Source organism: Micromonospora auratinigra, assembly GCF_900089595.1.
Lineage (GTDB): Bacteria > Actinomycetota > Actinomycetes > Mycobacteriales > Micromonosporaceae > Micromonospora > Micromonospora auratinigra.
Genome location: NZ_LT594323.1, coordinates 3,859,861 through 3,882,519, shown reverse-complemented (window position 1 = coordinate 3,882,519; position 22,659 = coordinate 3,859,861). Strand labels below are relative to the sequence as shown.

Annotated in this window: 23 protein-coding genes; 20 read left to right on the top strand and 3 right to left on the bottom strand. The window is 72.0% G+C overall.

Features of this window, described 5'->3' with window-relative positions:
* The first annotated feature begins 293 nt into the window (after window positions 1-293).
* Both rpmE and prfA read left to right on the top strand, forming a co-directional pair.
* On the top strand, window positions 294-518 hold the full coding sequence (gene rpmE, locus GA0070611_RS17245) for a 50S ribosomal protein L31 (protein WP_091665439.1): 225 nt from the start codon (window positions 294-296) through the stop codon (window positions 516-518).
* A gap of 161 nt (window positions 519-679) precedes the next feature.
* A complete protein-coding gene (gene prfA / locus GA0070611_RS17240) occupies window positions 680-1,768 on the top strand; it encodes a peptide chain release factor 1 (protein ID WP_091665437.1) in 1,089 nt (362 codons plus the stop codon).
* Window positions 1,769-1,877: 109 nt separating this feature from the next.
* Here prfA and GA0070611_RS17235 read toward each other — a convergent pair whose 3' ends face one another.
* On the bottom strand, window positions 1,878-3,431 hold the full coding sequence (locus GA0070611_RS17235) for a GGDEF domain-containing protein (protein ID WP_091665435.1): 1,554 nt from the start codon (window positions 3,429-3,431) through the stop codon (window positions 1,878-1,880).
* Window positions 3,432-3,505: 74 nt separating this feature from the next.
* Between GA0070611_RS17235 and prmC the strand changes: the two genes are divergently transcribed.
* The 4 genes from prmC (at window position 3,506) to GA0070611_RS17215 (ending at window position 7,935) form a co-directional block, all read left to right on the top strand.
* On the top strand, window positions 3,506-4,453 hold the full coding sequence (gene prmC, locus GA0070611_RS17230) for a peptide chain release factor N(5)-glutamine methyltransferase (RefSeq protein ID WP_091665432.1): 948 nt from the start codon (window positions 3,506-3,508) through the stop codon (window positions 4,451-4,453).
* Window positions 4,432-5,097 (top strand): L-threonylcarbamoyladenylate synthase, encoded by a 666-nt coding sequence (locus GA0070611_RS17225; protein ID WP_407940375.1) that lies wholly within the window; start codon window positions 4,432-4,434, stop codon window positions 5,095-5,097. The genes prmC and GA0070611_RS17225 overlap by 22 nt, the downstream gene beginning before the upstream one ends.
* Window positions 5,098-5,709, top strand: coding sequence for an arsenate reductase/protein-tyrosine-phosphatase family protein (locus GA0070611_RS17220; protein WP_091665426.1), 612 nt, complete (start codon window positions 5,098-5,100; stop codon window positions 5,707-5,709).
* A 111-nt stretch (window positions 5,710-5,820) separates the two neighbouring features.
* Entirely contained in the window at window positions 5,821-7,935 is a 2,115-nt protein-coding gene (locus GA0070611_RS17215; protein WP_091665424.1) for a transglycosylase domain-containing protein, read from the top strand.
* Between the two features lie 189 nt (window positions 7,936-8,124).
* Here the strand turns inward: GA0070611_RS17215 and GA0070611_RS17210 are convergent, their stop codons facing one another.
* A complete protein-coding gene (locus tag GA0070611_RS17210; RefSeq protein WP_091665422.1) occupies window positions 8,125-9,591 on the bottom strand; it encodes an SDR family oxidoreductase in 1,467 nt (488 codons plus the stop codon).
* A 35-nt stretch (window positions 9,592-9,626) separates the two neighbouring features.
* Here GA0070611_RS17210 and GA0070611_RS17205 point away from each other — a divergent pair, with 35 nt between their 5' ends.
* The 14 genes from GA0070611_RS17205 to GA0070611_RS17140 all read left to right on the top strand — a co-directional run bounded on the left by GA0070611_RS17205 (window position 9,627) and on the right by GA0070611_RS17140 (window position 21,877).
* Window positions 9,627-10,916 (top strand): serine hydroxymethyltransferase, encoded by a 1,290-nt coding sequence (locus GA0070611_RS17205; RefSeq protein ID WP_197675726.1) that lies wholly within the window; start codon window positions 9,627-9,629, stop codon window positions 10,914-10,916.
* Window positions 10,909-11,340 carry a hypothetical protein gene (locus tag GA0070611_RS17200; RefSeq protein ID WP_091665418.1) on the top strand — a complete coding sequence of 144 codons (432 nt, stop codon included), beginning with the start codon at window positions 10,909-10,911 and terminating at the stop codon, window positions 11,338-11,340. The genes GA0070611_RS17205 and GA0070611_RS17200 overlap by 8 nt, the downstream gene beginning before the upstream one ends.
* Before the next feature lie 175 nt (window positions 11,341-11,515).
* Window positions 11,516-11,752 (top strand): AtpZ/AtpI family protein, encoded by a 237-nt coding sequence (locus tag GA0070611_RS17195; protein ID WP_091673060.1) that lies wholly within the window; start codon window positions 11,516-11,518, stop codon window positions 11,750-11,752.
* 11 nt (window positions 11,753-11,763) lie between these two features.
* Window positions 11,764-12,561, top strand: coding sequence for a F0F1 ATP synthase subunit A (gene atpB / locus GA0070611_RS17190; protein ID WP_091665416.1), 798 nt, complete (start codon window positions 11,764-11,766; stop codon window positions 12,559-12,561).
* Between the two features lie 67 nt (window positions 12,562-12,628).
* Window positions 12,629-12,862, top strand: a complete 234-nt coding sequence (locus tag GA0070611_RS17185) for an ATP synthase subunit c family protein (RefSeq protein ID WP_046563803.1) — start codon at window positions 12,629-12,631, stop codon at window positions 12,860-12,862.
* 29 nt (window positions 12,863-12,891) lie between these two features.
* Window positions 12,892-13,434 (top strand): F0F1 ATP synthase subunit B, encoded by a 543-nt coding sequence (locus GA0070611_RS17180; protein WP_091665414.1) that lies wholly within the window; start codon window positions 12,892-12,894, stop codon window positions 13,432-13,434.
* Window positions 13,434-14,255 (top strand): F0F1 ATP synthase subunit delta, encoded by an 822-nt coding sequence (locus tag GA0070611_RS17175; RefSeq protein WP_091665412.1) that lies wholly within the window; start codon window positions 13,434-13,436, stop codon window positions 14,253-14,255. The genes GA0070611_RS17180 and GA0070611_RS17175 overlap by 1 nt, the downstream gene beginning before the upstream one ends.
* Window positions 14,256-14,341: 86 nt before the next feature.
* A complete protein-coding gene (gene atpA / locus GA0070611_RS17170) occupies window positions 14,342-15,994 on the top strand; it encodes a F0F1 ATP synthase subunit alpha (protein WP_091665410.1) in 1,653 nt (550 codons plus the stop codon).
* 3 nt (window positions 15,995-15,997) lie between these two features.
* Window positions 15,998-16,927 carry a F0F1 ATP synthase subunit gamma gene (locus GA0070611_RS17165; RefSeq protein ID WP_091665408.1) on the top strand — a complete coding sequence of 310 codons (930 nt, stop codon included), beginning with the start codon at window positions 15,998-16,000 and terminating at the stop codon, window positions 16,925-16,927.
* Complete coding sequence (atpD, locus tag GA0070611_RS17160; RefSeq protein WP_091665407.1) at window positions 16,927-18,363, top strand: F0F1 ATP synthase subunit beta; 1,437 nt, start codon at window positions 16,927-16,929, stop codon at window positions 18,361-18,363. Before GA0070611_RS17165 ends, atpD begins: the two co-directional genes overlap by 1 nt.
* Before the next feature lie 223 nt (window positions 18,364-18,586).
* Complete coding sequence (locus GA0070611_RS17155) at window positions 18,587-19,726, top strand: LCP family protein (protein ID WP_091665406.1); 1,140 nt, start codon at window positions 18,587-18,589, stop codon at window positions 19,724-19,726.
* A 136-nt stretch (window positions 19,727-19,862) separates the two neighbouring features.
* Window positions 19,863-20,141 carry a F0F1 ATP synthase subunit epsilon gene (locus GA0070611_RS17150; RefSeq protein WP_091665405.1) on the top strand — a complete coding sequence of 93 codons (279 nt, stop codon included), beginning with the start codon at window positions 19,863-19,865 and terminating at the stop codon, window positions 20,139-20,141.
* Window positions 20,142-20,153: 12 nt separating this feature from the next.
* Window positions 20,154-20,609 (top strand): DUF2550 domain-containing protein, encoded by a 456-nt coding sequence (locus GA0070611_RS17145; protein ID WP_091665404.1) that lies wholly within the window; start codon window positions 20,154-20,156, stop codon window positions 20,607-20,609.
* A 677-nt stretch (window positions 20,610-21,286) separates the two neighbouring features.
* A complete protein-coding gene (locus GA0070611_RS17140; protein ID WP_091665403.1) occupies window positions 21,287-21,877 on the top strand; it encodes a hypothetical protein in 591 nt (196 codons plus the stop codon).
* Window positions 21,878-21,962: 85 nt separating this feature from the next.
* Here GA0070611_RS17140 and GA0070611_RS17135 read toward each other — a convergent pair whose 3' ends face one another.
* Window positions 21,963-22,574, bottom strand: coding sequence for a class I SAM-dependent methyltransferase (locus GA0070611_RS17135; RefSeq protein WP_091665402.1), 612 nt, complete (start codon window positions 22,572-22,574; stop codon window positions 21,963-21,965).
* Between the last annotated feature and the right edge of the window lie 85 nt (window positions 22,575-22,659).

Here is a 22,659-nt window from a genome sequence, read left to right as displayed (position 1 = left end):
CGCACGTCCTGTCCCGTGCGTTCCCGTCCGTGCCTCCCTGTCCCGCGCGTCCCGGCCCCTCCCGATCGTGCCGGTCCCGGTGCGGACGAATGCGCGGGAGCGGGGCGGGAATGCGGACGGGGAGGGGAGCGTTGAGCCAGCCGGACCTGCTGTGCGGCCCGCTCGCCGGGCCGGCCGACGCCCATGGCACACTGGTCAATCGGCCACCGGTTCCGGTTCACGCCCGAGCCCGTCGCGTGCGACGGGGAACCCGACGGCGACCCGGCGACCACCGACGAAAGGACCGAGGCGACATGAAGCCCAACATCCACCCGGAGTACACGACCACCGAGGTCAAGTGCTCCTGCGGTAACACCTTCACGACCCGCAGCACCGCCAAGGGCGGTTCGATCAGCGTCGAGACCTGCAGCGCCTGCCACCCGTTCTACACCGGTAAGCAGCGCGTCCTGGACACCGCCGGTCGGGTCGCGAAGTTCCAGCAGAAGTACGCCAAGGTTCAGGCCAAGAAGGCCAAGTAGCTCCGTCGACGACGCCCGTGTCCGGCTCCGTGCCGGGCACGGGCGTTCGTCCGTTTGCGCCCCAGTCCTCCCGTCCCCGCCCGGTCGGCGGCGACTCCCCGCCCGGTCGTCGGCGACTCCCCGCCCGGTCGTCGGCACCTCGTCGAAGGAGCACCCGCACCATGAGCAGTGAGCGCCTGGCCGCCCTCCTCGACGAGTACGCCGAGCTGGAGAAGCGGCTGGCCGACCCGGCCATCCACGCCGACCAGGGCACCGCCCGGCGGATCGGCCGCCGCTACGCCGAGCTGGTCCCGCTGCACAAGGCAGCCGGTGAGCTGGAGCAGGCCCGGGCCGACCTGGCCGCCGCCCGCGAGCTGGCCGCCGAGGACCCGGCGTTCGCCGACGAGGCGGAGAGCATCGCGGCGAGCCTGCCGGCGCTGGAGGAGCGGCTCGCCGAGCTGCTGATCCCACGTGACCCGCACGACGCCAAGGACGTGATCGTCGAGATCAAGGCCGGCGAGGGTGGCGAGGAGTCGGCGCTCTTCGCCGGCGACCTGCTGCGCATGTACACCCGGTACGCCGAGCGGCGCGGTTGGCTCACCGAGGTGATCGACGCGCAGGACTCCGACCTCGGCGGCGTCAAGGACGTCTCACTGGCGATCAAGACAAAGGGCGTCCCGGACGGCGGCAACGGGGTCTGGTCCCGGCTCAAGTGGGAGGGCGGCGTGCACCGGGTGCAGCGCGTCCCGGTCACCGAGTCGCAGGGCCGGATCCACACCAGCGCGGCCGGCGTACTGGTGCTGCCGGAGGCCGAGGACGTCGACGTCACCATCGACCCGAACGAGCTGCGGATCGACGTGTTCCGCTCGTCCGGCCCGGGCGGCCAGTCGGTGAACACCACCGACTCGGCGGTCCGGATCACCCACGTGCCCACCGGCATCGTGGTCTCCTGCCAGAACGAGAAGTCCCAGCTCCAGAACCGGGAGCAGGCGATGCGCATCCTGCGGGCCCGGCTGCTCGCGGCGGCCCAGGAGCAGGCCGACGCCGCCGCCTCGGACGCCCGCAAGGCCCAGGTCCGCACGGTGGACCGGTCGGAGCGGATCCGCACGTACAACTTCCCGCAGAACCGGATCACCGACCACCGGATCGGCTACACGGCGTACAACCTGGACCTGGCCCTCGGCGGCGAGCTGGACGGCGTGCTGGACGCCCTCGCCGAGGCGGACCGCACCGCCCGCCTGGCCGGCGACACCGAACTCACCCGCCGCTGACCCCCTCCCCCCACCCCCCGCTCCGCGCTAATTCACGGAAAGAGTGGCACTGGGGCCGCGGAAAGCCACTCTTTCCGTGAATTAGCGGGGGCGATGGGGGTGGGGTGGGTCAGGAGGCGCGGCGGCGGTCCTTGGCGCGGAGCATCTCCCGGTCGGCCAGCTCGAAGGCGGCGCCCAGGGCCTCCCGGACGCTCGCCCCGGAGCCGCCGTTCACCTCGGCGAAGCCGATGCTGACCCCGACGGGGGTGCCCGGCACCAGCGACTCCCAGTCCTCGGTGCGGACGGCCGCCTGGATCCGTCGGGCCACCTCGGTCGCCTCGGACATGCCCGCCTCGGGCAGCACCACGACGAACTCGTCGCCGCCGTAGCGGGCGACGAAGTCCCCGCGCCGCATCACCCGGTTGATCACCCCGGCGATGCGTTGCAGCACCAGGTCGCCGGAGTGGTGGCCGTGCCGGGTGTTCACCGCCTTGAAGCCGTCCAGGTCGCAGACCCCGATCACCACCCGCTCGCCCCGGGACACCACCGCCCCGATGTAGCGCTCCAGCCGGCGGCGGTTGGGCAGCCCGGTCAGCGGGTCGGTGAGCGCCTCGCCCTCGTAGCGGGCGGCCTCGCGGCGTACCTCCTCGTGGTCGATGCGGGCGGCGATGCCGTCGATGTAGACGTCCCGCAGCCGGTCGTTGCGCTGGGCCGCGAGCCGGAACGCGTGCCGGTCGGCCCGGTGCGCGGCGGCGTGGTCGCCGGCGCGGGCCAGGGCGATGCTGCGCAGCCGGGGCGCCTCGGCCGCGCCCAGCGTCTCGTTGGAGACCCGGGTGGTGTCCAGCCGGGTGACCGCCTCGATCGGCCGGCCGTCGGCGATGGCGAGGCAGACCTGGCCGAGTTGGCGCAGGTCACGGGCGCGGGCGCTGTCCCCGCCGTGCGCCAGCAGTCGGGTCGGATCGGCGTCGGTGCCGGACTCCACCCGGTCGCCGAAGGCGGCCCGGCGGGCGGCGGCGTACCCGTACGCGGCCAGGCTGCCGGGCATGATGTCGTCGGCCCGGCCGCTGCGCAGGAAGCGGCTGAAGTCGCCGGCCACGTCGCGCAGCACCCGCAGGCAGCCGTCGCTGTCGCCGTTGTGGTCGAGGGCGACCGCGTTGCGCAGCCGGATGCCCGGGGCGGCGAACGTCTCCTCGGGGATGCCGGCGGTGAGACCGACCTGGCGGGCCCGCTCGATCGCGCCGAGGGCGTGCCCGTGGAAGCTGAGGTAGGAGTACGCCATCGCCAGGTCGTGCCAGCCCCAGGCGGTGTCCCGGTCCGGGTCGTCGTCGGCGGTCAACGCCCGGGCCGCCTTCACCAGGTGGGTGACGCAGCGGTCCAGCGCGCCCTGGTGGTGGGCGGCCAGCGCGGCGAGGGCGTTGAGGTGCCCGTGCAGGTACGGCTCGGCCAGGTCGCGGACGGCCGCGGAGGCGTCCTCGATGGCCCGGGTGTACTCCGCGGTCCGGCCGAGATTGATCACCGCACAGAGGCGCTGGACGAGCGCGTCGGCCCGGGCGCACGGATCGTCGGTGGTGCGGATCACCCGGTCGAGCAGGGCGACCGCCTCGGCCGAGCGACTGGCCTGCTGCAACGCGCGGGCACGGCGCAGGGCGTCAACCTGGTCGTCGACCCGGTCGAGCCAGCCCACCCGCGACCTCCCTGTCGGTGTGCCCCCGGACGCACCCGCTCGTGGCGCGGCCCGCGACGCTTCATGATTATGTCGTGACCTCCCTCCCGCAACACCCCTCCGAAGGGACAGAACGCGAGCGCCCCTCACTGGCGGTCGCCCGGGCGGCCCGCGCGCTGGCCGCGGCGGGCGTCGAGTCACCCCGGGCGGAGGCCGAGCTGCTGACCGCGTACGTGCTGGGGGTGGCGCGCGGCCGACTGGCCCTGGCCGACGGTCTCGGCCCGGACCAGCGGGACCGGCTCGCCGCGCTGGTGGACCGCCGGGTGGCCCGGGAACCGTTGCAGCACCTCACCGGCGTCGCCGGGTTCCGGCACCTGGAACTGGCGGTCGGCCCGGGCGTGTTCGTGCCCCGGCCGGAGACCGAGCTGCTGGCCGGCTGGGGGGTGGCGCAGGGGCGGCGGCGCAGCGGCCCGCTGGTGGTGGACCTGTGCAGTGGCTCCGGCGCGATCGCCCTGGCGGTCGCCCAGGAACTGCCCGGCGCGCGGGTGGTGGCCGTGGAACGGTCCCCGGCGGCGCTGACCTGGCTGCGCCGCAACGCCGCCGACCGGGCCGCCGCGGGGGACACCCCGGTCGAGGTGGTGGCGGCCGACGTGACCGAACCCGGGTTGCTGGCCGACCTGGTCGGCCGGGTCGACGTGCTGCTCTGCAACCCGCCGTACGTGCCGCGCGCCGTGGTGGTGCCGCCCGAGGTGGCCGGGCACGACCCGGACGAGGCGGTCTTCGGCGGGGCGGACGGCCTGGACGTGATCCGGCCGGTGCTGGCCCGGGCCGCCGAGCTGCTGCGCCCCGGCGGCGTGCTGGGCGTCGAGCACGACGACACGCACGGCGCCGCGGTGCCGGAGCTGCTCGCCGCCGACGGCCGCTACCGGGACGTCGAGGAGCACCGTGACCTGGTCGGCCGGCCCCGGTTCGCCACCGCGTCCCGGCGGGCGGACGGCCAGCACGCCGAGGCGGCCCCGGCGTGGCAGACTGGCTCCTCGTGATGCTCTACGACTGTCGGTCACCCGCCGACCGGGACCGCGGCATCGCCGCTGCCATCGAGGCGGTCAAGAACGGGGAACTCGTCGTCCTGCCGACCGACACGGTCTACGGCATCGGCGCGGACGCCTTCACCCCGTACGCGGTCAAGGCCCTCGCGGACGCCAAGGGCGGCGCGCGGCAGGCCCCGCCGGTGCTGATCGGCTCCCGGCACACCCTGGACGGCCTGGTCTTCTCGCTGCCCCGCTCGGCGCGGGAGCTGGTCGAGGCGTTCTGGCCCGGGGCGTTGACGATCGTGGTGGAACACTCGCCGAGCCTGGCCTGGGACCTGGGCGACTCCACCGGCACGGTGGCGGTGCGGATGCCGCTGCACCCGGTGGCGCTGGAGGTGCTGCGGGAGACCGGCCCGATGGCGGTCGCCTCGGCCAACAAGGTCGGCCAGCCGGCCGCGCTGACCGCCGAGGAGGCCCGCGAGCAGCTCGGCTACGGCGTCCGGGCCTACCTGGAGGCCGGTCCGGCGCTCGACCCGGTGCCGAGCACCATCGTCGACCTGACCGGCGAGGTGCCCCGGCTGCTGCGCCAGGGCGCCGTTCCGTTGGAGAAGCTGCGTGACGTGGTGCCGGACCTGATCGACGAGCGGGGGCGCTGAGTGCCGCCGTTCACCGTCCTGCACGTCTGCATGGGCAACATCTGCCGGTCCCCGATGGCCGAGCGGCTGCTGCTGCTCGCGGTCCGGGAGCGGCTGACCCGCCTGGGCGTCGACCGGGACCGCTCCGACGAGCTGGTGCACAGCCACAGCGCCGGCACCGGCGGCTGGCACGCCGGTGAGGAGATGAACCCGCCGGCGGCCCGCCAGGTCACCTCACGCGGCGGCGACGTGGCCGGGTTCGCCGCCCGGCGGTTGCGCTCCGACCTGATCGACGCCGCCGACCTGGTCCTCACCGCCACCGCCGACCAGCAGGAGTACGTGGTGGCGCTGCGCCCGGACGCCGCCGGCCGGACCTTCGTGCTGGGCGAGTTCGGCCGGTTGCTGGCCGAGGTGGACGCCGCCGAGCTGCCCGCGCCGGAGGCCACCCCGGAGGCGGTGTACACCCGCGGTGTGGCGCTGGTGGCGGCGGCCGACGCCGCACGGCAGGGCGCCTCCCCGCTGTCCACCGACGACCTCGACGACCCGTGGGGCCGGGGCGACCAGTGCTTCAGCCGGGTGGCCGACGAGATCGAGGAGACGGTGCACCCCCTGGTGGCGGCGCTGCTGCCCTGAGTTTCATCCTTCCTCGCGAACTTTCTGCGCTTTTTGGGGAAGAAGGCGGCGTAAGAGCCGAATCCGGTCATTCTGAACGGGTCCGTACGGCCGCCTCCTGCGGGGAGAACGATGAACCGGGCCCATCTCGACAAGCTGTTCACCGTCCTGCTCGCCGGCGTGCTCGCCGGACTGGCCCTGGCCGCCGCCGCGCTGCCGGCCGCGCTGGTGTTCGGGCTCGGCTTCAAGGGGTTGATGCCCTACGCGGAGCTGCCCGAGTCGCTGCGTACCCCGCAGCCGGCCCAGCGCTCCAACCTCTACGCCAACGACGGCCGCACCCTGATCACCTCGTTCTACGTCGAGGACCGGGTGGACGTGCCGGTGGCCGAGGTCGCGCCGGTGATGCGCCAGGCCATCGTGGCCGCCGAGGACGTCCGCTTCTACCAGCACCACGGAGTCGACGTACGCGGCGTGGTGCGCGCGTTCACCGCGAACCGGCGCGAGGACGGCACCCGGCAGGGCGCCTCCACGCTGACCATGCAGTACGTCCGCAACGCGCTGGCCGGAGACCCCCGGCTGACCGCCGAGCAGCGGGCGAAGGCCACCGAGATCACCATGGGGCGCAAGATCCGGGAGATGCGGTACGCGCTCGCCCTGGAACGCGAGCTGGGCAAGGACGAGATCCTCGGCCGCTACCTGAACATCGCGTACTTCGGCGCCGGGGCGTACGGCATCGCGGCGGCCAGCAAGCGCTACTTCTCCACCACCCCGGCGAAGCTCACCCTGGCCCAGGCCGCGCTGCTGGCCGGGCTGGTCCGTTCGCCCGACACCGACGACCCGATCAACGGGGACGCCGACGCGGCGGTGGCCCGCCGCGCGTACGTGCTGGACCGGATGGTGGAGACCGGCCAGGTCGACGCCGGGGCGGCCACGAAGGCCAAGGCCGAGCAGGTGAAACTGCGGCCCAGCGCCACCCCGAACGACTGTGCCGCGGTGCCCCGCGACCGCAACGACTGGGGTTTCTTCTGTGACTGGTTCACCCAGTGGTGGAACGCCCAGCCCGCGTTCGGGGCGTCCGTCGACGAGCGGCAGCGCACGCTGCGCCGGGGCGGCTGGCGGATCGTCTCCACGCTCGACCCGGAGGTGCAACGCAAGGCCACCGAGCAGGTGCTCCAGGTCTACGACGTGGACAACAAGCGGGCCGCGCCGACGGCGGTGGTGCAGCCGGGCACCGGCCGGGTGCTGGCCATGGCGGTGAACCGCAACTACGGCGTCGCGGCGAACCCGGACGGCCAGCAGAACTACCCGAACACCGTCAACCAGCTGGTGGCCGGGGGCGGCGGGATCGTCGGCTACCAGGGCGGCTCGACCTTCAAGCTCTTCGCGCTGCTCGCCGCGCTGGAGTCGGGCCTGCCGCTGGACACCGACTTCGACGCGCCGAGCATCTACGTCACCGACTTCAAGGCCGGCGGTGGCCCGGCCAGCTGTGGCGGCTACTGGTGCCCGGCCAACGCCAACCCGGCCTGGATGAACGGGCACCGCAGCATGTGGAGCGCGTTCGGGCGGTCGGTCAACACGTACTTCGCCTGGCTCACCGAGCGGGTCGGCGCGGACAAGGTGGTGGAGATGGCGCAGCGGCTGGGCATCGTGCTCCGCTCACCCGACGACGCCCGGCTGGCCCGCGAGGACGCGAAGAACTGGGGCGCGTTCACCCTGGGCGTCGCCGCCACCACCCCGCTCGACCTGGCCAACGCGTACGCCACCGTGGCGGCGGAGGGCACCTGGTGCCGCCCCACCCCGGTCACCTCGATCGTCGACCCCTCCGGCCGCACGGTGGCCGCCGGGAAACCGGACTGCCGCCAGGTGCTCGACACCGAGGTGGCCCGCGCGGCGGCGGACGCGGCCCGCTGCCCGGTCGGCGACCAGTCGATGTACGGCCGCTGCAACGGCGGCACCGCCGAGGAGCTCCAGCCCGGGCTGCGCCGCCCGCTCGCCGGCAAGACCGGCAGCTCGGAGCGGAACGCCACGGAGACCGTGGTGGCCTTCACCCCGCAGCTCGCCGTCGCCAGCATCGCCGCGAACCCGGACAACCCCCGCGACGCCGTCGGCGGCGGGGTGCAGGTCCGCCAGATCGCCGCCGTCGGCCGCATCCTCGCCGACGCCCTGCGCGACGAGCCCGTGGTGGACTTCGTCCCCCCGAGCCAGACCGTCGCCTTCCAACACACCACCCCCCGCACCGGCAACTAACCCCCGCCCATCCCCTCGCCCCCGCCCCCGCCCCCGCCCCCGCCCCCGCCCCCGCCCCCGCCCCCGCCCTCGACGATCTTGCACTTACTGCCCCGACACAAGGCACAAAAGCCTCAGGGCGAGGGCCGAAAGTGCAAGATCGCGGGGCAGGGTGGGGCCAGGGCCAGGGCCAGGGTGGGGTGGGGTGGGTCAGGGGGTGGGGTTTTCGGCGCCGCGGGCGATGTTGCGGGCCATGCCGCCGAAGACGACGGCGTGGAAGGGCAGGACCGAGGCCCAGTAGAGGTGGCCGGGGAGCCCGCGGGGCAGGAAGACGGCCCGCTGGACGAAGCGGCTGCGGCCCTCGCCGGCCGGTTCGGCGCGCATCTCCAGCCAGGCCCGGCCGGGCAGCCGCATCTCGGCGCGCAGCCGGAGCAGCTCGCCGGGGACGATCTCCTCGACCCGCCAGAAGTCCAGCGCCTCGCCGACCTGGAGGCGGTGCGGGTCGCGCCGGCCCCGGCGCAGCCCGACCCCGCCGACCAGTCGGTCCAGCCAGCCGCGGACCGACCAGGCGAGCGGGAAGGAGTACCAGCCGTGCTCCCCGCCGACTCCTTCGATGACCCGCCAGAGCGCGGCCTGCGGCGCGTGCACCTCCCGCTCCCGCAGGTCGGTGTACGCGGTGCCGCCGGACCAGTGCGGGTCGCTGGGCAGCGGTTCGGCCGGGGCGTCCGGCCCGCTCGCGGTGGACCAGCGGGTCTCCACCTCGGCGTCGCGCACCTTGGCCAGCGCCAGGGCGACCGCCTGGTCGAAGCCGGTCAGCCCGTGGGGCGGGTCGGGCACGTACCGGGCGATGTCGTGCTCGTGCGCGACCGCCTCGTGGATCAGGCTCTCCACCAGCGGCCGGGCGATGGCGTTCGGCACCGGGGTGATCAGGCCGACCCAGTGCGAGGAGAGCGACGGCGTGAGCGGGCGCACCGGCAGGATGATCCGGGGCCGCAGCCCGGCCACCCGCGCGTACCGCTGCATCATCTGCTGGAAGGTGAGCACGTCCGGGCCGCCGATGTCGAAGGCCCGGTTCACCTCGGGCGGCAGGGTCGCGCAGCCGACCAGGTAGCGCAGCACGTCGCGGACGGCGATCGGCTGGATCCGGTTGCGTACCCAGCGCGGGGTGACCATCGCGGGCAGCCGCTCGGTCAGGTAGCGCAGCATCTCGAACGAGGCCGACCCGGAACCGATGATCACCGCGGCCCGGAGCACCACGGTCGGCACGCCGCTGTCCAGCAGGATCCGGCCGACCTCGGCCCGCGAGCGCAGGTGCGCGGAGGGCAGCTCGCCCTCCTCCTTCGGCTCCGGCCCGCCCAGGTAGACGATCCGGCGGACGCCGGCGGCCCGGGCCGCCGCGGCGAAGTTGGTCGCCGCCTCCCGGTCGGCGGCCTCGAAGCCGGCCTGGCCGAGCGAGTGGACCAGGTAGTACGCCACGTCCACGCCCTCGAACGCGGCCGGCAGGGTGTCCGGCCTGCGCAGGTCGCCCTCGGCGATCTCGGCCTCGGCGGCCCACGGCACGTCGCGCAGCCGCCCGGCCTTGCGGGCCAGGCAGCGTACGGTGTGCCCTTCGGCGAGCAGTCGGGGCGCGAGCCGCCCGCCGATGTAACCCGTGGCTCCGGTGACGAGGCATCTCACGACCTCCAGTGTGCGGCTCCGTAGACTCCTTCGCTGTGGAGAACGCGAGGGAGCCCTTCTGGGGGCCGGACTTCCAGCAGCTCAGCGCCGTCGACCCGGAGATCGCCGGGGTGGTGCTGGGGGAGCTGGAGCGGCTGCGCGGCGGCCTGCAACTGATCGCCAGCGAGAACCTGACCTCCCCGGCGGTGCTGGCCGCGCTCGGCTCCACGCTGACCAACAAGTACGCCGAGGGCTATCCGGGTCGCCGGTACTACGGCGGCTGCGCCGAGGTGGACCGGGCCGAGGAGATCGGCATCGCCCGGGCGAAGGAGCTGTTCGGGGCGGAGCACGCGAACCTCCAGCCGCACTCCGGCGCGAGCGCCAACCTGGCCGCGTACGCCGCCCTGGTGCAGCCGGGCGACACGGTGCTGGCGATGGACCTGCCGCACGGCGGTCACCTGACCCACGGCAGCCGGGTGAACTTCTCCGGCAAGTGGTTCCACACCGTCGGGTACACGGTGCGGCGGGACACCGAGCTGATCGACTACGACGAGGTGCGGGACCTGGCCCGGGCGCACCGACCCAAGATGATCATCTGTGGTGCGACGGCGTACCCGCGCCTGATCGACTTCGCCCGGTTCCGGGAGATCGCCGACGAGGTCGACGCGTACCTGATGGTGGACGCCGCGCACTTCATCGGGCTGGTCGCCGGCCGGGCCGTGCCTTCCCCGGTGCCGTACGCCGACGTGGTCTGCTTCACCACCCACAAGGTGCTGCGCGGTCCGCGCGGCGGCATGATCCTCTGCCGGGAGTCGCTCGCCCCCCGGATCGACAAGGCGGTCTTCCCGTTCACCCAGGGCGGCCCGCTGATGCACGCGGTCGCCGCCAAGGCGGTCGCCCTGCGCGAGGCCGCCCAGCCGGAGTTCCGGGCGTACGCCGCCCAGGTGGTCGACAACGCCCGGGCCCTCGCCGACGGGCTGGCCGCCGAGGGGATGCGGCCGGTCTCCGGCGGCACGGACACCCACCTGGCCCTGCTCGACCTGCGCGAGCTCGGGGTGACCGGCGCGGACGCCGAGGCACGCTGCGACGCCGCGCGGATCACCCTGAACAAGAACGCCATCCCGTACGACCCGCAGAAGCCGATGGTGGCCTCCGGCATCCGGGTGGGCACCCCGAGCGTCACCACCCAGGGCATGCGCGAGGGGGAGATGCGCGGCATCGCCTCGCTGATCGCCCGGGCGGTCCGCACCGATCCCGACGAGCCCGGGGGCGCGGACGCGCTGAGCCGGCTCGCCGCCGACGTGACCGACCTGGTCACCGCCTTCCCGGCGTACCCCCGTGGCTGAGCCGGGGACGCGCGCGCCGGAGGCGGCGGCGGACCGCGGCTGGCGACTGCGCCACCTGCCGGTGCTGGTGGTCGCGTCGGTGCTGCTGGCCGCGCTGGCCGGGGTGGCCGGCGGGATGGCCCGGGGCGCGGACGGCGCGCTGGGCGCGGTGGCCGGGGTGGCCGTCACGGCACTCAGCTACACCCTCACCACGGTCGTGCTGGCCTGGGCCGACGCCCGGGACCCGCAGCTGGTGCTGCCGTTCGGGCTGGGGCTCTACATCGCCAAGATGACCCTGCTCGGCGGGGTCATGGTGGTGGTGGGGTCGACCGGCTGGCCGGGGCTGATCCCGTTCTGTCTGGGCATCGCGGCGGGGGTGGTGGTCTGGACCGGCGTGCACATCTGGTGGCTGGCCACGGTGCACGCCCGCCGGGTCCACAACTGACCCCGTCCCACCTTTCGGACGGCACGCCGATGTGTCCGCGATCGGTCATTCTCTCAGTGGCGAGAGGGGAGTAGCGTGCCTCCAGACGACTTCGCCCGCCCGTGTCCCACACAACCAGGTTGTGCGGGGGGTGAGGCACAGCCTCGTCTCCTCGACTGATATCGTTCGCCCCGTCATGGCCGGTGACCAGAAACCCCCCAACGCTGGCGGCTCGGGCGACTATCCGTCCGGTGCCGGTCAGGGTTGGACCGCGCTCTCGTACCTCATCGGGGGCATGCTCGTCTGGGGTTTCATCGGCTGGCTGATCGACCAGTGGCTCGACCTCGGCGGCATCGCCACCGGGATCGGGGTCGTGCTCGGCATGGCCGGGGGGATCATCCTGGTCGTCCGCCGGCTCGGCACGCCTACTTAGGAAGGGACGCGGTGTTCGGACAGGCGAACGTCCTGGCAGCGGGCCAGGCGGCATTCCCACCCAGCGTGGATGACTTCTACCTGCCCAGCATCCTGCCCTGGGGTGCGCACGACAACTACTGGTTCACCAAGATCACCGCGATGGTCTGGATCGCCGTCGGCGTGCTGATCATCTTCTTCCTGGCCAGCTACCGGAAGCCGCAGCTGGTGCCGACGAAGAAGCAGTGGTTCGCCGAGTCGATCTACGGCTTCGTGCGGAACAACATCGCCGTCGACATGATCGGGCACCAGGGTGTGCGGTTCGCGCCGTACTTCACCACCCTCTTCTGCTTCATCCTGCTGACGAACGCGTTCGCGATCATCCCGTTCTTCCAGATCTCGCCGAACTCGCACATCGCCTTCCCGGCGTTCCTCGCCGTGATCAGCTACGTGATGTTCAACTGGATCGGCATCCGGCACCACGGGTTCGTGAAGTACTTCAAGAACTCGCTGGTCCCGCCGGCGCCGTGGTACATCCTGCCGCTGCTGATCCCGATCGAGTTCTTCTCGACCTTCCTGGTCCGGCCGTTCTCGCTGGCCGTCCGTCTCTTCGCGAACATGTTCGCCGGCCACATGCTCCTGCTGGTCTTCACGCTCGGCGGGTTCGCCATGATCAGCGCCAACGCCTGGCTCGCACCGGTCTCGGTGCTGTCCTGGGTGATGACGATCGCGCTGACCTTCCTCGAGTTCCTGGTGATCTGTCTGCAGGCGTACGTCTTCACGGTGCTGACCGCCAGCTACGTGCAGGGCGCGCTCGCCGACGAGCACTGATCCACTCTTCGTACCAACCGTTGTCGTCCCGCGTGACCGTCACGCGTGATAACCAGGAGGAACCGCAATGAGCATCCTTGCCGAGGTAACGGGCAGCACCGCTGCCATCGGTTACGGCCTGGCCGCCATCGGCCCGGGCATCGGCGTGGGCCTGGTCTTCTCGGCCTACATCCAGTCGACGGCCCGCCAGCCGGAGTCGTCCCGGATGACCCTCCCGTACGTCTGGATCGGCTTCGCCGTCATCGAGGCCCTGGCGCTGCTGGGTATCGCCTTCGGCTTCATCTGGGCCGGCACCGCCTGATCCAGCCCCTCTGACCGGGAGGTTTTCCCATGCACTTCCTCCTCGCCGCGGAGGGCGGTGAAGCGGCCCACAACCCGATCATTCCTGCCTGGCAGGAGATCGTGGTCGGTGGCATCGCCTTCATCGTGCTCTGCTTCGTGCTGATGAAGTTCGTCTTCCCGCGGATGGAGCAGACGTTCCAGGCCCGGGTCGACGCGATCGAGGGCGGCATCAAGCGCGCCGAGGCCGCCCAGGCCGAGGCCAACCAGCTGCTCGAGCAGTACCGTGCCCAGCTCGCTGAGGCGCGTACCGACGCCGCCCGGATCCGGGACGACGCCCGGGCCGACGCCGAGGGCATCCGCCAGGACATCCTCGCCAAGGCGCGCGAGGAGTCCGACCGGATCATCGCGGCCGGCAAGGAGCAGCTCGCCGCCGAGCGGGCCACCATCGTGCGCGAGCTGCGCGCCGAGGTCGGCACCGTGGCGGTGGACCTGGCCAGCAAGATCGTGGGCGAATCGCTCGCCGACGAGGCGCGCCGCAAGGGCACCGTGGACCGGTTCCTGAGCGGTCTCGAGAGCACGGGGGCCCGCTGATGCAGGCCGCCAGCCGGGAGTCGTACAAGGTCGCGGCCGAGCGCCTCGACGCGTACGCCCGCGGCGCGGAGCCGTCGGCGGTGGCCTCCACCGCCGACGACATCCTCTCCGTCGCCGCCCTGCTGCGGCGCGAGCCGCGGCTGCGCCGGGCGCTCTCCGACCCGGCCCGCTCCGGGGCGGACCGCTCCGGGCTGCTCGGCGACATGCTGCGCGGCCGGATCGGCGCGGACGCGCTGGACCTGGTCGCGTCGCTGGTCGCCGGCCGCTGGTCGGCCCCGTCGGAACTGCTCGACGGTGCCGAGCGGCTGGGCGTCGAGGCGCTCCTGGCGAGTGCTGACAAGGCCGGTGAGCTGGGCGAGGTCGAGGACGAGCTGTTCCGCTTCGGGCAGGTCGTCGCCGGCTCGCCGGAGCTGTCCAACGCGCTCTCCGACCCGATGGCCCCGGCCGAGCGGCGGGCGACCCTGGTCGACCAGCTGCTCGCCGGCAAGGCGCGGCCGATCACCGGTCACCTCGTCGGGGCCGCGCTGGCCGGCTTCGGGGGACGCTCCTTCACCGGGGCGCTCACCCGGCTGGTCGAGCTGGCCGCCGACCGGCGGGACCGGCAGGTCGCGTACGTGACCGTGGCGGCCCCGCTGAGTGACGAGGAGGAGCGACGCCTCGGTGCCCGCCTCTCCGAGATGTACGGTCGAGAGGTTTCCGTCAAGCAGACGGTGAACCCCGAGGTGCTCGGTGGAGTGAGCGTGCGGGTCGGCTCCGACCTGTACGACGGCACCGTCCTGCGCCGCCTCAACGAGACCCGTAACGCGCTCGCGAAGCGCTGACCAGCGTCTTAGCAGCCCTGATTCGACGCCATCGGACCGGTCGGTACTAGGTATCCCCGGGCCCCTGATACTTAAGGAAGCAGAGGATGGCCGAGCTGACCATCTCGACGGAGGAGATCCGCGGCGCCCTGGAGCGCTACGTCTCCTCCTACACGGCCGACGTCTCCCGTGAGGAGGTCGGCACCGTCGCCGACGCCGGCGACGGCATCGCCCACGTCGAGGGCCTCCCCTCGACCATGACCAACGAGCTGCTGGAGTTCGAGGACGGCACGCTCGGCGTGGCGCTGAACCTCGACGTCCGGGAGATCGGTGTCGTCGTCCTCGGTGACTTCGCCGGGATCGAAGAGGGGCAGCGCGTCAAGCGCACCGGCCGGGTCCTCTCCGTGCCGGTCGGCGACGCCTTCCTCGGCCGCGTGGTCAACGCGCTGGGCGAGCCGATCGACGCCCTCGGCGACATCACCAACGAGGGCTACCGCGAGCTGGAGCTCCAGGCCCCCAACGTGATGGCCCGGCAGTCGGTGTTCGAGCCGCTGCAGACCGGTATCAAGGCCGTCGACGCGATGACCCCGATCGGTCGTGGCCAGCGCCAGCTGATCATCGGTGACCGGAAGACCGGCAAGACCACGGTCGCCCTGGACGCCATCCTCAACCAGCGCGACAACTGGGCCTCCGGCGACCCGAAGAAGCAGGTCCGCTGCATCTACGTCGCGGTCGGCCAGAAGGCCTCCACCATCGCCTCCATCAAGGGGACGCTGGAGGCGGCGGGCGCGATGGAGTACACCACCATCGTGGCCTCCCCGGCCTCCGACCCGGCCGGCTTCAAGTACCTCGCCCCCTACACCGGCTCGTCCATCGGGCAGCACTGGATGTACGGCGGCAAGCACGTCCTGATCGTCTTCGACGACCTGAGCAAGCAGGCCGAGGCGTACCGGGCCGTGTCGCTGCTGCTGCGCCGCCCGCCGGGCCGCGAGGCGTACCCGGGTGACGTCTTCTACCTGCACTCCCGCCTGCTGGAGCGCTGCGCGAAGCTCTCCGACGAGCTGGGTGGCGGCTCGATGACCGGCCTGCCGATCATCGAGACCAAGGCGAACGACATCTCGGCGTTCATCCCGACCAACGTCATCTCGATCACCGACGGCCAGATCTTCCTCGAGACCGACCTGTTCAACCAGGGCGTCCGGCCGGCCATCAACGTCGGCACCTCGGTCTCCCGGGTCGGTGGCGCCGCGCAGGTGAAGCCGATGCGCAAGGTCGCCGGTTCGCTGCGGCTGAACCTGGCCCAGTTCCGTGAGCTGGAGGCGTTCGCCGCCTTCGCCTCCGACCTGGACAAGGCCTCGCAGAACCAGCTCAACCGTGGCGCCCGCCTGGTCGAGCTGCTCAAGCAGCCGAACTACTCGCCGTACCCGGTGCAGGAGCAGGTCGTCTCGGTCTGGGCCGGCGTCGAGGGCAAGCTGGACGACGTCCCGGTCGGCGAGGTCCGTCGCTTCGAGTCGGAGTTCCTCCAGTACCTGCGGCACAAGCACGAGGGTGTCCTGGCCGGGATCGCCGACAACAAGTGGGACGACGAGATCGTCGGCTCGCTCGACTCGGCCATCGCCGAGTTCAAGCAGGTCTTCCTGGGCAAGGAGGACGAGGTCCGGATCAACGAGGCCCCGGCCGAGCCGCTGGAGGGCGAGCAGAACCGCGAGACGGTGACCCGCTTCCGGGACGGCTCGACCGACCGTCCGGCCGAGAGCTGATCCATGGCCGCCCAGGTACGCGTTCTCCGGCAGCGGATCCGGTCCGCCAAGGGGATGAAGAAGATCACCAAGGCGATGGAGCTCGTCGCGACGAGCCGCATCGCCAAGGCCCAGGCCAAGGTGGCGGCCTCGCTGCCGTACGCCGAGGCGATCACCGGCGTGCTGACGGCGCTGGCCTCGAACGCGCGGATCGACCACCCGCTGCTCACCCCGCGCGAGCGGGTGCGGCGGGCGGGCGTCCTGCTGGTCACGTCCGACCGTGGCCTGGCCGGCGGCTACAGCTCGAACGCGATCCGGACCGCCGAGTCGCTGATCGCCCGGCTGAAGGCCGACGGCAAGGAGCCGGTGCTCTACGTCATCGGTCGCAAGGGCGTGGCGTTCTACCGGTTCCGCAACCGCGAGATCGCCGGCAGCTGGACGGGCTTCTCCGAGCAGCCGTCGTTCGAGGACGCCCGCGAGGTCGGTGACACGCTGATCAAGGCGTTCACCGCCGGCGCGGACGACACCGACGGGCACGCCGGGGCGGACGGGATCGTCGGGGTGGACGAGTTGCACATCGTCTACACCGAGTTCAAGTCCCTGATGACCCAGAACCCGGTGACCCGGATCGTCGGCCCGATGCAGGTCGAGGACCGGCCCCGGTCCGAGGGCCTGCTGCCGGCGTACGAGTTCGAGCCGGAGCCGGAGTCGCTGCTCGACGCCCTGCTGCCGAAGTACATCAACACGCGGATCTACGCGGCGTTGCTGGAGTCGGCGGCGAGCGAGTCGGCGGCCCGCCGGCGGGCGATGAAGAGCGCCACCGACAACGCCGAAGAGATGATCGAGAAGTACACGCGTGAGATGAACTCGGCCCGCCAGGCCGGGATCACCCAGGAGATCAGCGAGATCGTCGGCGGCGCGAACGCGCTGGCCGCGTCGGGAAGTGAAGTGTGATGACTGCCCCAGTAGAGACCAAGACGGCCACGGGTCGCGTGGTCCGGGTCATCGGCCCGGTCGTCGACGCCGAGTTCCCGCGCGACGCCATGCCGGACCTGTTCAACGCCCTGCACGTGGACGTGACCCTCTCCGGCGGCGAGAAGACGCTGACCCTCGAGGTCGCCCAGCACCTGGGTGACAACGTGGTCCGCGCCATCTCGATGCAGCCGACCGACGGCCTGGTCCGTGGCGCCAGCGTGCGCGACACCGGTGCGCCGATCAGCGTGCCGGTGGGCGACACGGTCAAGGGCCACGTGTTCAACGCGATCGGCGAGTGCCTCAACCTCACCGAGGGCGAGACGCTCAACCCGGACGACCACTGGCAGATCCACCGCAAGGCCCCGGCCTTCGCGGACCTGGAGCCGAAGACCGAGATGCTGGAGACCGGCATCAAGGTCATCGACCTGCTCGCCCCGTACGTCAAGGGCGGCAAGATCGGCCTGTTCGGCGGTGCCGGCGTGGGCAAGACGGTGCTCATCCAGGAGATGATCACCCGGGTGGCCCGGAACTTCGGTGGTACCTCGGTCTTCGCCGGCGTGGGTGAGCGCACCCGCGAGGGCAACGACCTCATCGCCGAGATGACCGAGTCGGGCGTCATCGACAAGACCGCGCTGGTCTACGGCCAGATGGACGAGCCGCCGGGCACCCGGCTGCGGGTGGCGCTCTCCGCGCTGACCATGGCCGAGTACTTCCGGGACGTGAAGAAGCAGGAGGTGCTGCTCTTCATCGACAACATCTTCCGCTTCACCCAGGCCGGTTCCGAGGTCTCCACGCTGCTCGGCCGCATGCCGAGCGCCGTGGGTTACCAGCCGACCCTGGCCGACGAGATGGGCGAGCTCCAGGAGCGGATCACCTCCGTCCGGGGCCAGGCCATCACCTCGATGCAGGCGATCTACGTGCCCGCCGACGACTACACCGACCCGGCGCCGGCCACCACGTTCGCCCACCTCGACGCGACCACCAACCTCGAGCGGTCGATCTCCGACAAGGGCATCTACCCGGCCGTGGACCCGCTCGCGTCCTCGTCCCGGATCCTCGCCCCGGAGTTCGTCGGCGAGGAGCACTTCCGGGTCGCCACCGAGGTGAAGCGGATCCTGCAGCGCTACAAGGACCTGCAGGACATCATCGCCATCCTCGGTATCGAGGAGCTCTCCGAGGAGGACAAGCTCACCGTCGGCCGGGCCCGTCGGATCGAGCGCTTCCTCTCGCAGAACACCTACGCCGCCCAGCAGTTCACCGGCGTGGAGGGCTCGACCGTGCCGATCGCGGAGACCATCGACGCGTTCAAGCGGATCGCCGAGGGCGAGTTCGACCACTTCCCGGAGCAGGCGTTCTTCATGTGCGGCGGCATCGAGGACCTCGAGGCCAAGGCCAAGGAGCTGATGGAGGGCTGAGGCCCTCGTCACAGTCACGGAGGCCGTCCCGACGAAAGTCGGGGCGGCCTCTGCCCGTTCGGCAGTCCCTGTTACCAGATGTTCGTTTTCCCGGCAAGCGGTTCCGTGAACTGCGCGGTACCGTTTCGTGACGCGACGTTCACGTCCTGGACGTCCTTCACCTGCAACGAAATGGATCACCGCGCCCGTCTACCAGTCGTGGGCGTGACGAGGGGAGCTGCTCGTGGGTGGTAAGGCCGGCGCGGACCGCGGCAAGCGGTCGATCTGGCGGGGCGTACCCCGCTGGGCCAGGGTGTGCACCATCCTCGGCGTGGTCCTGATGGTGCTCAGCGGCAGCGTGCTGGTGGGCTACCAGACGCTGGTGAGCCGCTACGAGGGCGCGGTCGGCAAGGCCGACCTCTTCGGCGACCAGGCGGCCGGCGCCACCGAGAAGAAGAGCGACATCAAGGGCCCGCTCAACATCCTGCTGGTCGGCATCGACCCCCGCAAGCCGGAGACGCCGCCGCTGGCGGACTCGATCATGATCCTGCACGTGCCGGCGGGGATGGACCGGGGCTACCTCTTCTCGCTCCCGCGCGACCTGCGGGTGCAGATCCCGGAGTTCCCCAAGGCCGACTTCCGCGGCAGCACCGACAAGCTCAACGCCGCCATGTCGTACGGCAGCCGGGTGCAGGGGCAGAACCCGGACGCCGCACGCGGCTTCGAACTGCTCGCCAAGACCGTGCAGCAGGTGACCGGCATCAAGCGCTTCGACGCCGGCGCGATCATCAACTTCACCGGCTTCAAGAACATCGTCGACGCCATGGGTGGCGTCGACATGTACATCGAGCGGGATGTGAAGTCCGAGCACCGCCAGCCCGACGGCACCATGCGGCAGCTGCGCCCGGGCGGCGGCGGCTACCTCGGGCCGCAGGCCGAGTACAAGAAGGGCAACGCCCACCTCAGCGGCTGGCAGGCGCTGGACTACGTCCGGCAGCGTTACCCCAAGAACGGCGTGCCGGACGCCGACTACGGCCGGCAGCGGCACCAGCAGCAGTTCGTCAAGGCGATGGTGAGCCAGGCGTTCAGCGCCGACGTGGTGACCAACCCGATCAAGCTGGACCGGGTGCTGCGCGCGGCCGGGCAGTCGCTGATCTTCAACGGCCGGGGGCACACCGTGGTCGACTTCGCGGTGGCGCTGAAGGGCATCCGCTCCGACTCGATCGAGACCATCAAGCTGCCCGGCGGCCCGGTCACCATCAACGGGGCGTACAAGGGGGAGCAGTTGCAGCCGGTGGCGCAGGACTTCTTCACCGCCATCCGCACCGAACAGGTCGACGCCTTCATGCTGGAGCACCCCGACTTCAAGCAGAAGAACAGTTAGTCTGACCGCCGGCGGGCCCCGGCACGCGCCGAGGCCCGCCGGCGTGACCGTGGCGCAGCTCTCGCCACCCGCGTTAGGGCGTACCGGGGGCCGCGACTAGACTTTCGGCAATCCGCCGCCGCAGCAAGGAGACAGCGTGGCACAGCAGCTTCACGTCGAGCTCGTAGCCGTCGAGGAGAAGGTCTGGTCCGGCGAGGCCGAGATGGTCGTCGCCCGCACAACCGAGGGTGAGCTGGGTGTGCTGCCCGGTCACGCGCCTCTGCTCGGCCAGCTCGCGGAGCCCAGCCAGGTACGCATCAAGCAGGCCGGCGGCGAGCAGGTCGCGTACGACATCGCCGGCGGGTTCCTGTCGGTGACCGGTGAGGGCGTCACGGTCCTCGCCGAGAGCGCCACCCCGGCCACCCCGGCCCGCTGAGCCGACCCGCCGATGGAGATCGTGGAAGGGATCGGAATCGGCGTAGCGGTCGTGCTCGCCGCCCTTCTGATCCTCTTCATCCGGCGGGCCCTGTTCACCCGCAGCGGTGGCATCATCCGGCTCAGCGTCCGGGTCTCCACGATGCTCGACGGCCGAGGCTGGTCACCCGGCTTCGGCCGCTTCGTCGGCGACGAACTCCGCTGGTACCGCATGTTCAGCTTCGCCCTGCGGCCCAAGCGGGTGCTCTCCCGCAAGGGCCTCGCGGTGGAGCGCCGTCGGCTGCCCGAGGGGCAGGAGCGGCTCTCCATGCCCGCCGACTGGGTGATCCTCCGCTGTACCAGCAACCACGCCCCGGTCGAGATCGCCATGGCGCGGTCCACGGTCACCGGCTTCCTCTCCTGGCTCGAGGCCGCCCCGCCCGGGGTGGCCTCGCCGCGTCTGGCCTCCCAGGACTGGCCCGCCGCCTAGTTCCTCCCGGCTGAGGCTGCTCACCGACGCGCGACGCGTTCCCCTCCGGCCGGACCGACCTTCGGCGGAGGCGTCCTCTCGGCGCCCGATATCCGCCCTGCCGGACGGATCGCCCTCGGCCGCGATCCGCGGCGCTCGGGCCTGTGCCGGGTCCCCGACCAGCCACTCATCTGGGGCGGATGTCCCGTCTGCCGGCCCGTCCGGGTGATGGTCGTTCGTCGGTGGAACGCTATTGCTGTCTCAGGCCCGTTTCGACGTACATACCGTTCCACTCACCGGCTTCTGCCGTGGGTGGGGTGGGTTCGTGGCGCAGAGTCTGCGCCTGGCTGGGCGGTGTGGTGTCGAGTTTCGGGTGCGGGTGGGTGGCGCTGCGGCGGTTGCGGTGTTTGTCGGGTTCGTGGGTGTGGTCGGGGGCACCGTGGGGGCGGAATGGTGGCGGGGGTGGGGTCGTTGTATCCGGGTGAACGGCCGAGCAGGACCCGCCCCGCCCGACGGGGTGGCCCCGCCGGGGAATGACGGTGGACCGCCGGTCGTTGTACCTGGTCCCGGCGTCGCGAAGTGGCCCGCCCTTGGCGAGAGTCCCGCGAGCTGCCGGATCCCCCCGAGACTTTCTGAGCGCCTGACGTGGTGCTTGCGCACACCCCCGTGTGCGTTGACCCCCGAATGGAGCTGTCCCCATGAACACGATCATTCGTAAGAGCGTGCTCGGTGTTGCTGGTCTGGCGTTCGCTGGTGGTGTGTTCGGTGGTCCGCTCGCGGCCCACGCCGACGCCCCGGTCAAGGACGCGAAGCCCGTCGCCGTGGTGCAGAGCGCCGACAAGCCGGACATGGGCAAGTTGGTCCCGCACGGTGTGCAGGGCGCGCAGTCGAAGATTGATCTGAACGCCGAGCAGACCGCCAACGTGAAGGCGATCATCGCCGCCACGAAGAAGGCGGGCCTGCCGGAGCGGGCCGCGGTCATCTCGATCGCCACCGCGCTGCAGGAGTCGAAGCTGGAGAACCTGGGTCACCTGGGCGACAAGAACGACCACGACTCGCTGGGCCTGTTCCAGCAGCGCCCCTCCAGCGGTTGGGGTGCGCCGGAGCAGATCACCGACCCGGAGTACGCGACCCTCGCCTTCGAGAAGGGTCTGAAGCAGGTCGACGGGTGGCAGGACATGCCGCTGACCGAGGCCGCCCAGACCGTCCAGGTCAGCGCCTACCCGGACGCGTACGCGCAGTGGGAGCAGCAGGCCGCCGACCTCGTCGCCCAGCACTGGAACAGCTGACCACGAACAACTGACCACGAACAGCAGCACCGCCGGCCGGTACCCCGCAACGGGGTACCGGCCGGCGGCGTTTCGCCGAGCTGGGTCAGCCCGCCGTCAGTCGCTCGGTTCGCAGCGGGCGACGGCAGTGGTAGACCAGTGCCGGCGGCAGATTGCGCCACACGGTGCGGCCCACGGTCACCTCGTCGAAGACGGTGGTCAGCAGCCGGTGGAACCGCCGCGCGGGGCGGGCCGGCAGCGCGTGCCGGTACGCGAAGGTGGTGAAGACGCCGCCGGGCGCGAGCGACCCCACTACGGCGTCCAGCACGGCCCGCTGCCGGGCGGCCGGGAAGGCGGCCCAGGGCAGTCCACTGATCACCACGTCGGCGGCCCCGAGCCGTCGCTCGGCCAGCAGTGTCCCGAGCAGTGCGGCGTCGACCCGTACCACCTCGACGGCGGGGTGCCGCCGGGCCAGGGCGGTCGCGAAGGTGGGGTTGAGTTCGACCGCCAGGTGCCGTCCCCGACCGGCCAGCCGGGTCTGGATCAGCCGGGTGAACACCCCGGTGCCGGGCCCGAGCTCCACCACCAGCGGGTGCCCCGTCCGGGGCACCGCCGCGGTGATGTCACGGGCCAGGGTGGCTCCGCTGGGCAGCACCGCGCCGGTGGCGAACGGGTGCCGGGCGAACTGGCCGAGGAAGACAGGCGTGTCCCTGATCATGCCGCCCCACGCTAGGGGTGGCCCGAGGCGTACGGGATCGTGCCGGCGGCCGTCGGTCCGGCCACTCGGAGGAGGGGCGGCGGCC

What these genes read in the sequence shown, in the direction of transcription:
- rpmE (WP_091665439.1), top strand. Translation starts at nt 294, where the DNA reads ATGAAGCCCAACATCCACCCGGAGTACACGACCACCGAGGTCAAGTGC.
- prfA (WP_091665437.1), top strand. Translation starts at nt 680, where the DNA reads ATGAGCAGTGAGCGCCTGGCCGCCCTCCTCGACGAGTACGCCGAGCTG.
- GA0070611_RS17215 (WP_091665424.1), top strand. Translation starts at nt 5,821, where the DNA reads ATGAACCGGGCCCATCTCGACAAGCTGTTCACCGTCCTGCTCGCCGGC.
- GA0070611_RS17195 (WP_091673060.1), top strand. Translation starts at nt 11,516, where the DNA reads ATGGCCGGTGACCAGAAACCCCCCAACGCTGGCGGCTCGGGCGACTAT.
- GA0070611_RS17185 (WP_046563803.1), top strand. Translation starts at nt 12,629, where the DNA reads ATGAGCATCCTTGCCGAGGTAACGGGCAGCACCGCTGCCATCGGTTAC.
- GA0070611_RS17180 (WP_091665414.1), top strand. Translation starts at nt 12,892, where the DNA reads ATGCACTTCCTCCTCGCCGCGGAGGGCGGTGAAGCGGCCCACAACCCG.
- GA0070611_RS17175 (WP_091665412.1), top strand. Translation starts at nt 13,434, where the DNA reads ATGCAGGCCGCCAGCCGGGAGTCGTACAAGGTCGCGGCCGAGCGCCTC.
- atpA (WP_091665410.1), top strand. Translation starts at nt 14,342, where the DNA reads ATGGCCGAGCTGACCATCTCGACGGAGGAGATCCGCGGCGCCCTGGAG.
- GA0070611_RS17165 (WP_091665408.1), top strand. Translation starts at nt 15,998, where the DNA reads ATGGCCGCCCAGGTACGCGTTCTCCGGCAGCGGATCCGGTCCGCCAAG.
- atpD (WP_091665407.1), top strand. Translation starts at nt 16,927, where the DNA reads ATGACTGCCCCAGTAGAGACCAAGACGGCCACGGGTCGCGTGGTCCGG.
- GA0070611_RS17145 (WP_091665404.1), top strand. Translation starts at nt 20,154, where the DNA reads ATGGAGATCGTGGAAGGGATCGGAATCGGCGTAGCGGTCGTGCTCGCC.
- GA0070611_RS17140 (WP_091665403.1), top strand. Translation starts at nt 21,287, where the DNA reads ATGAACACGATCATTCGTAAGAGCGTGCTCGGTGTTGCTGGTCTGGCG.
- GA0070611_RS17135 (WP_091665402.1), bottom strand. Translation starts at nt 22,574, where the DNA reads ATGATCAGGGACACGCCTGTCTTCCTCGGCCAGTTCGCCCGGCACCCG.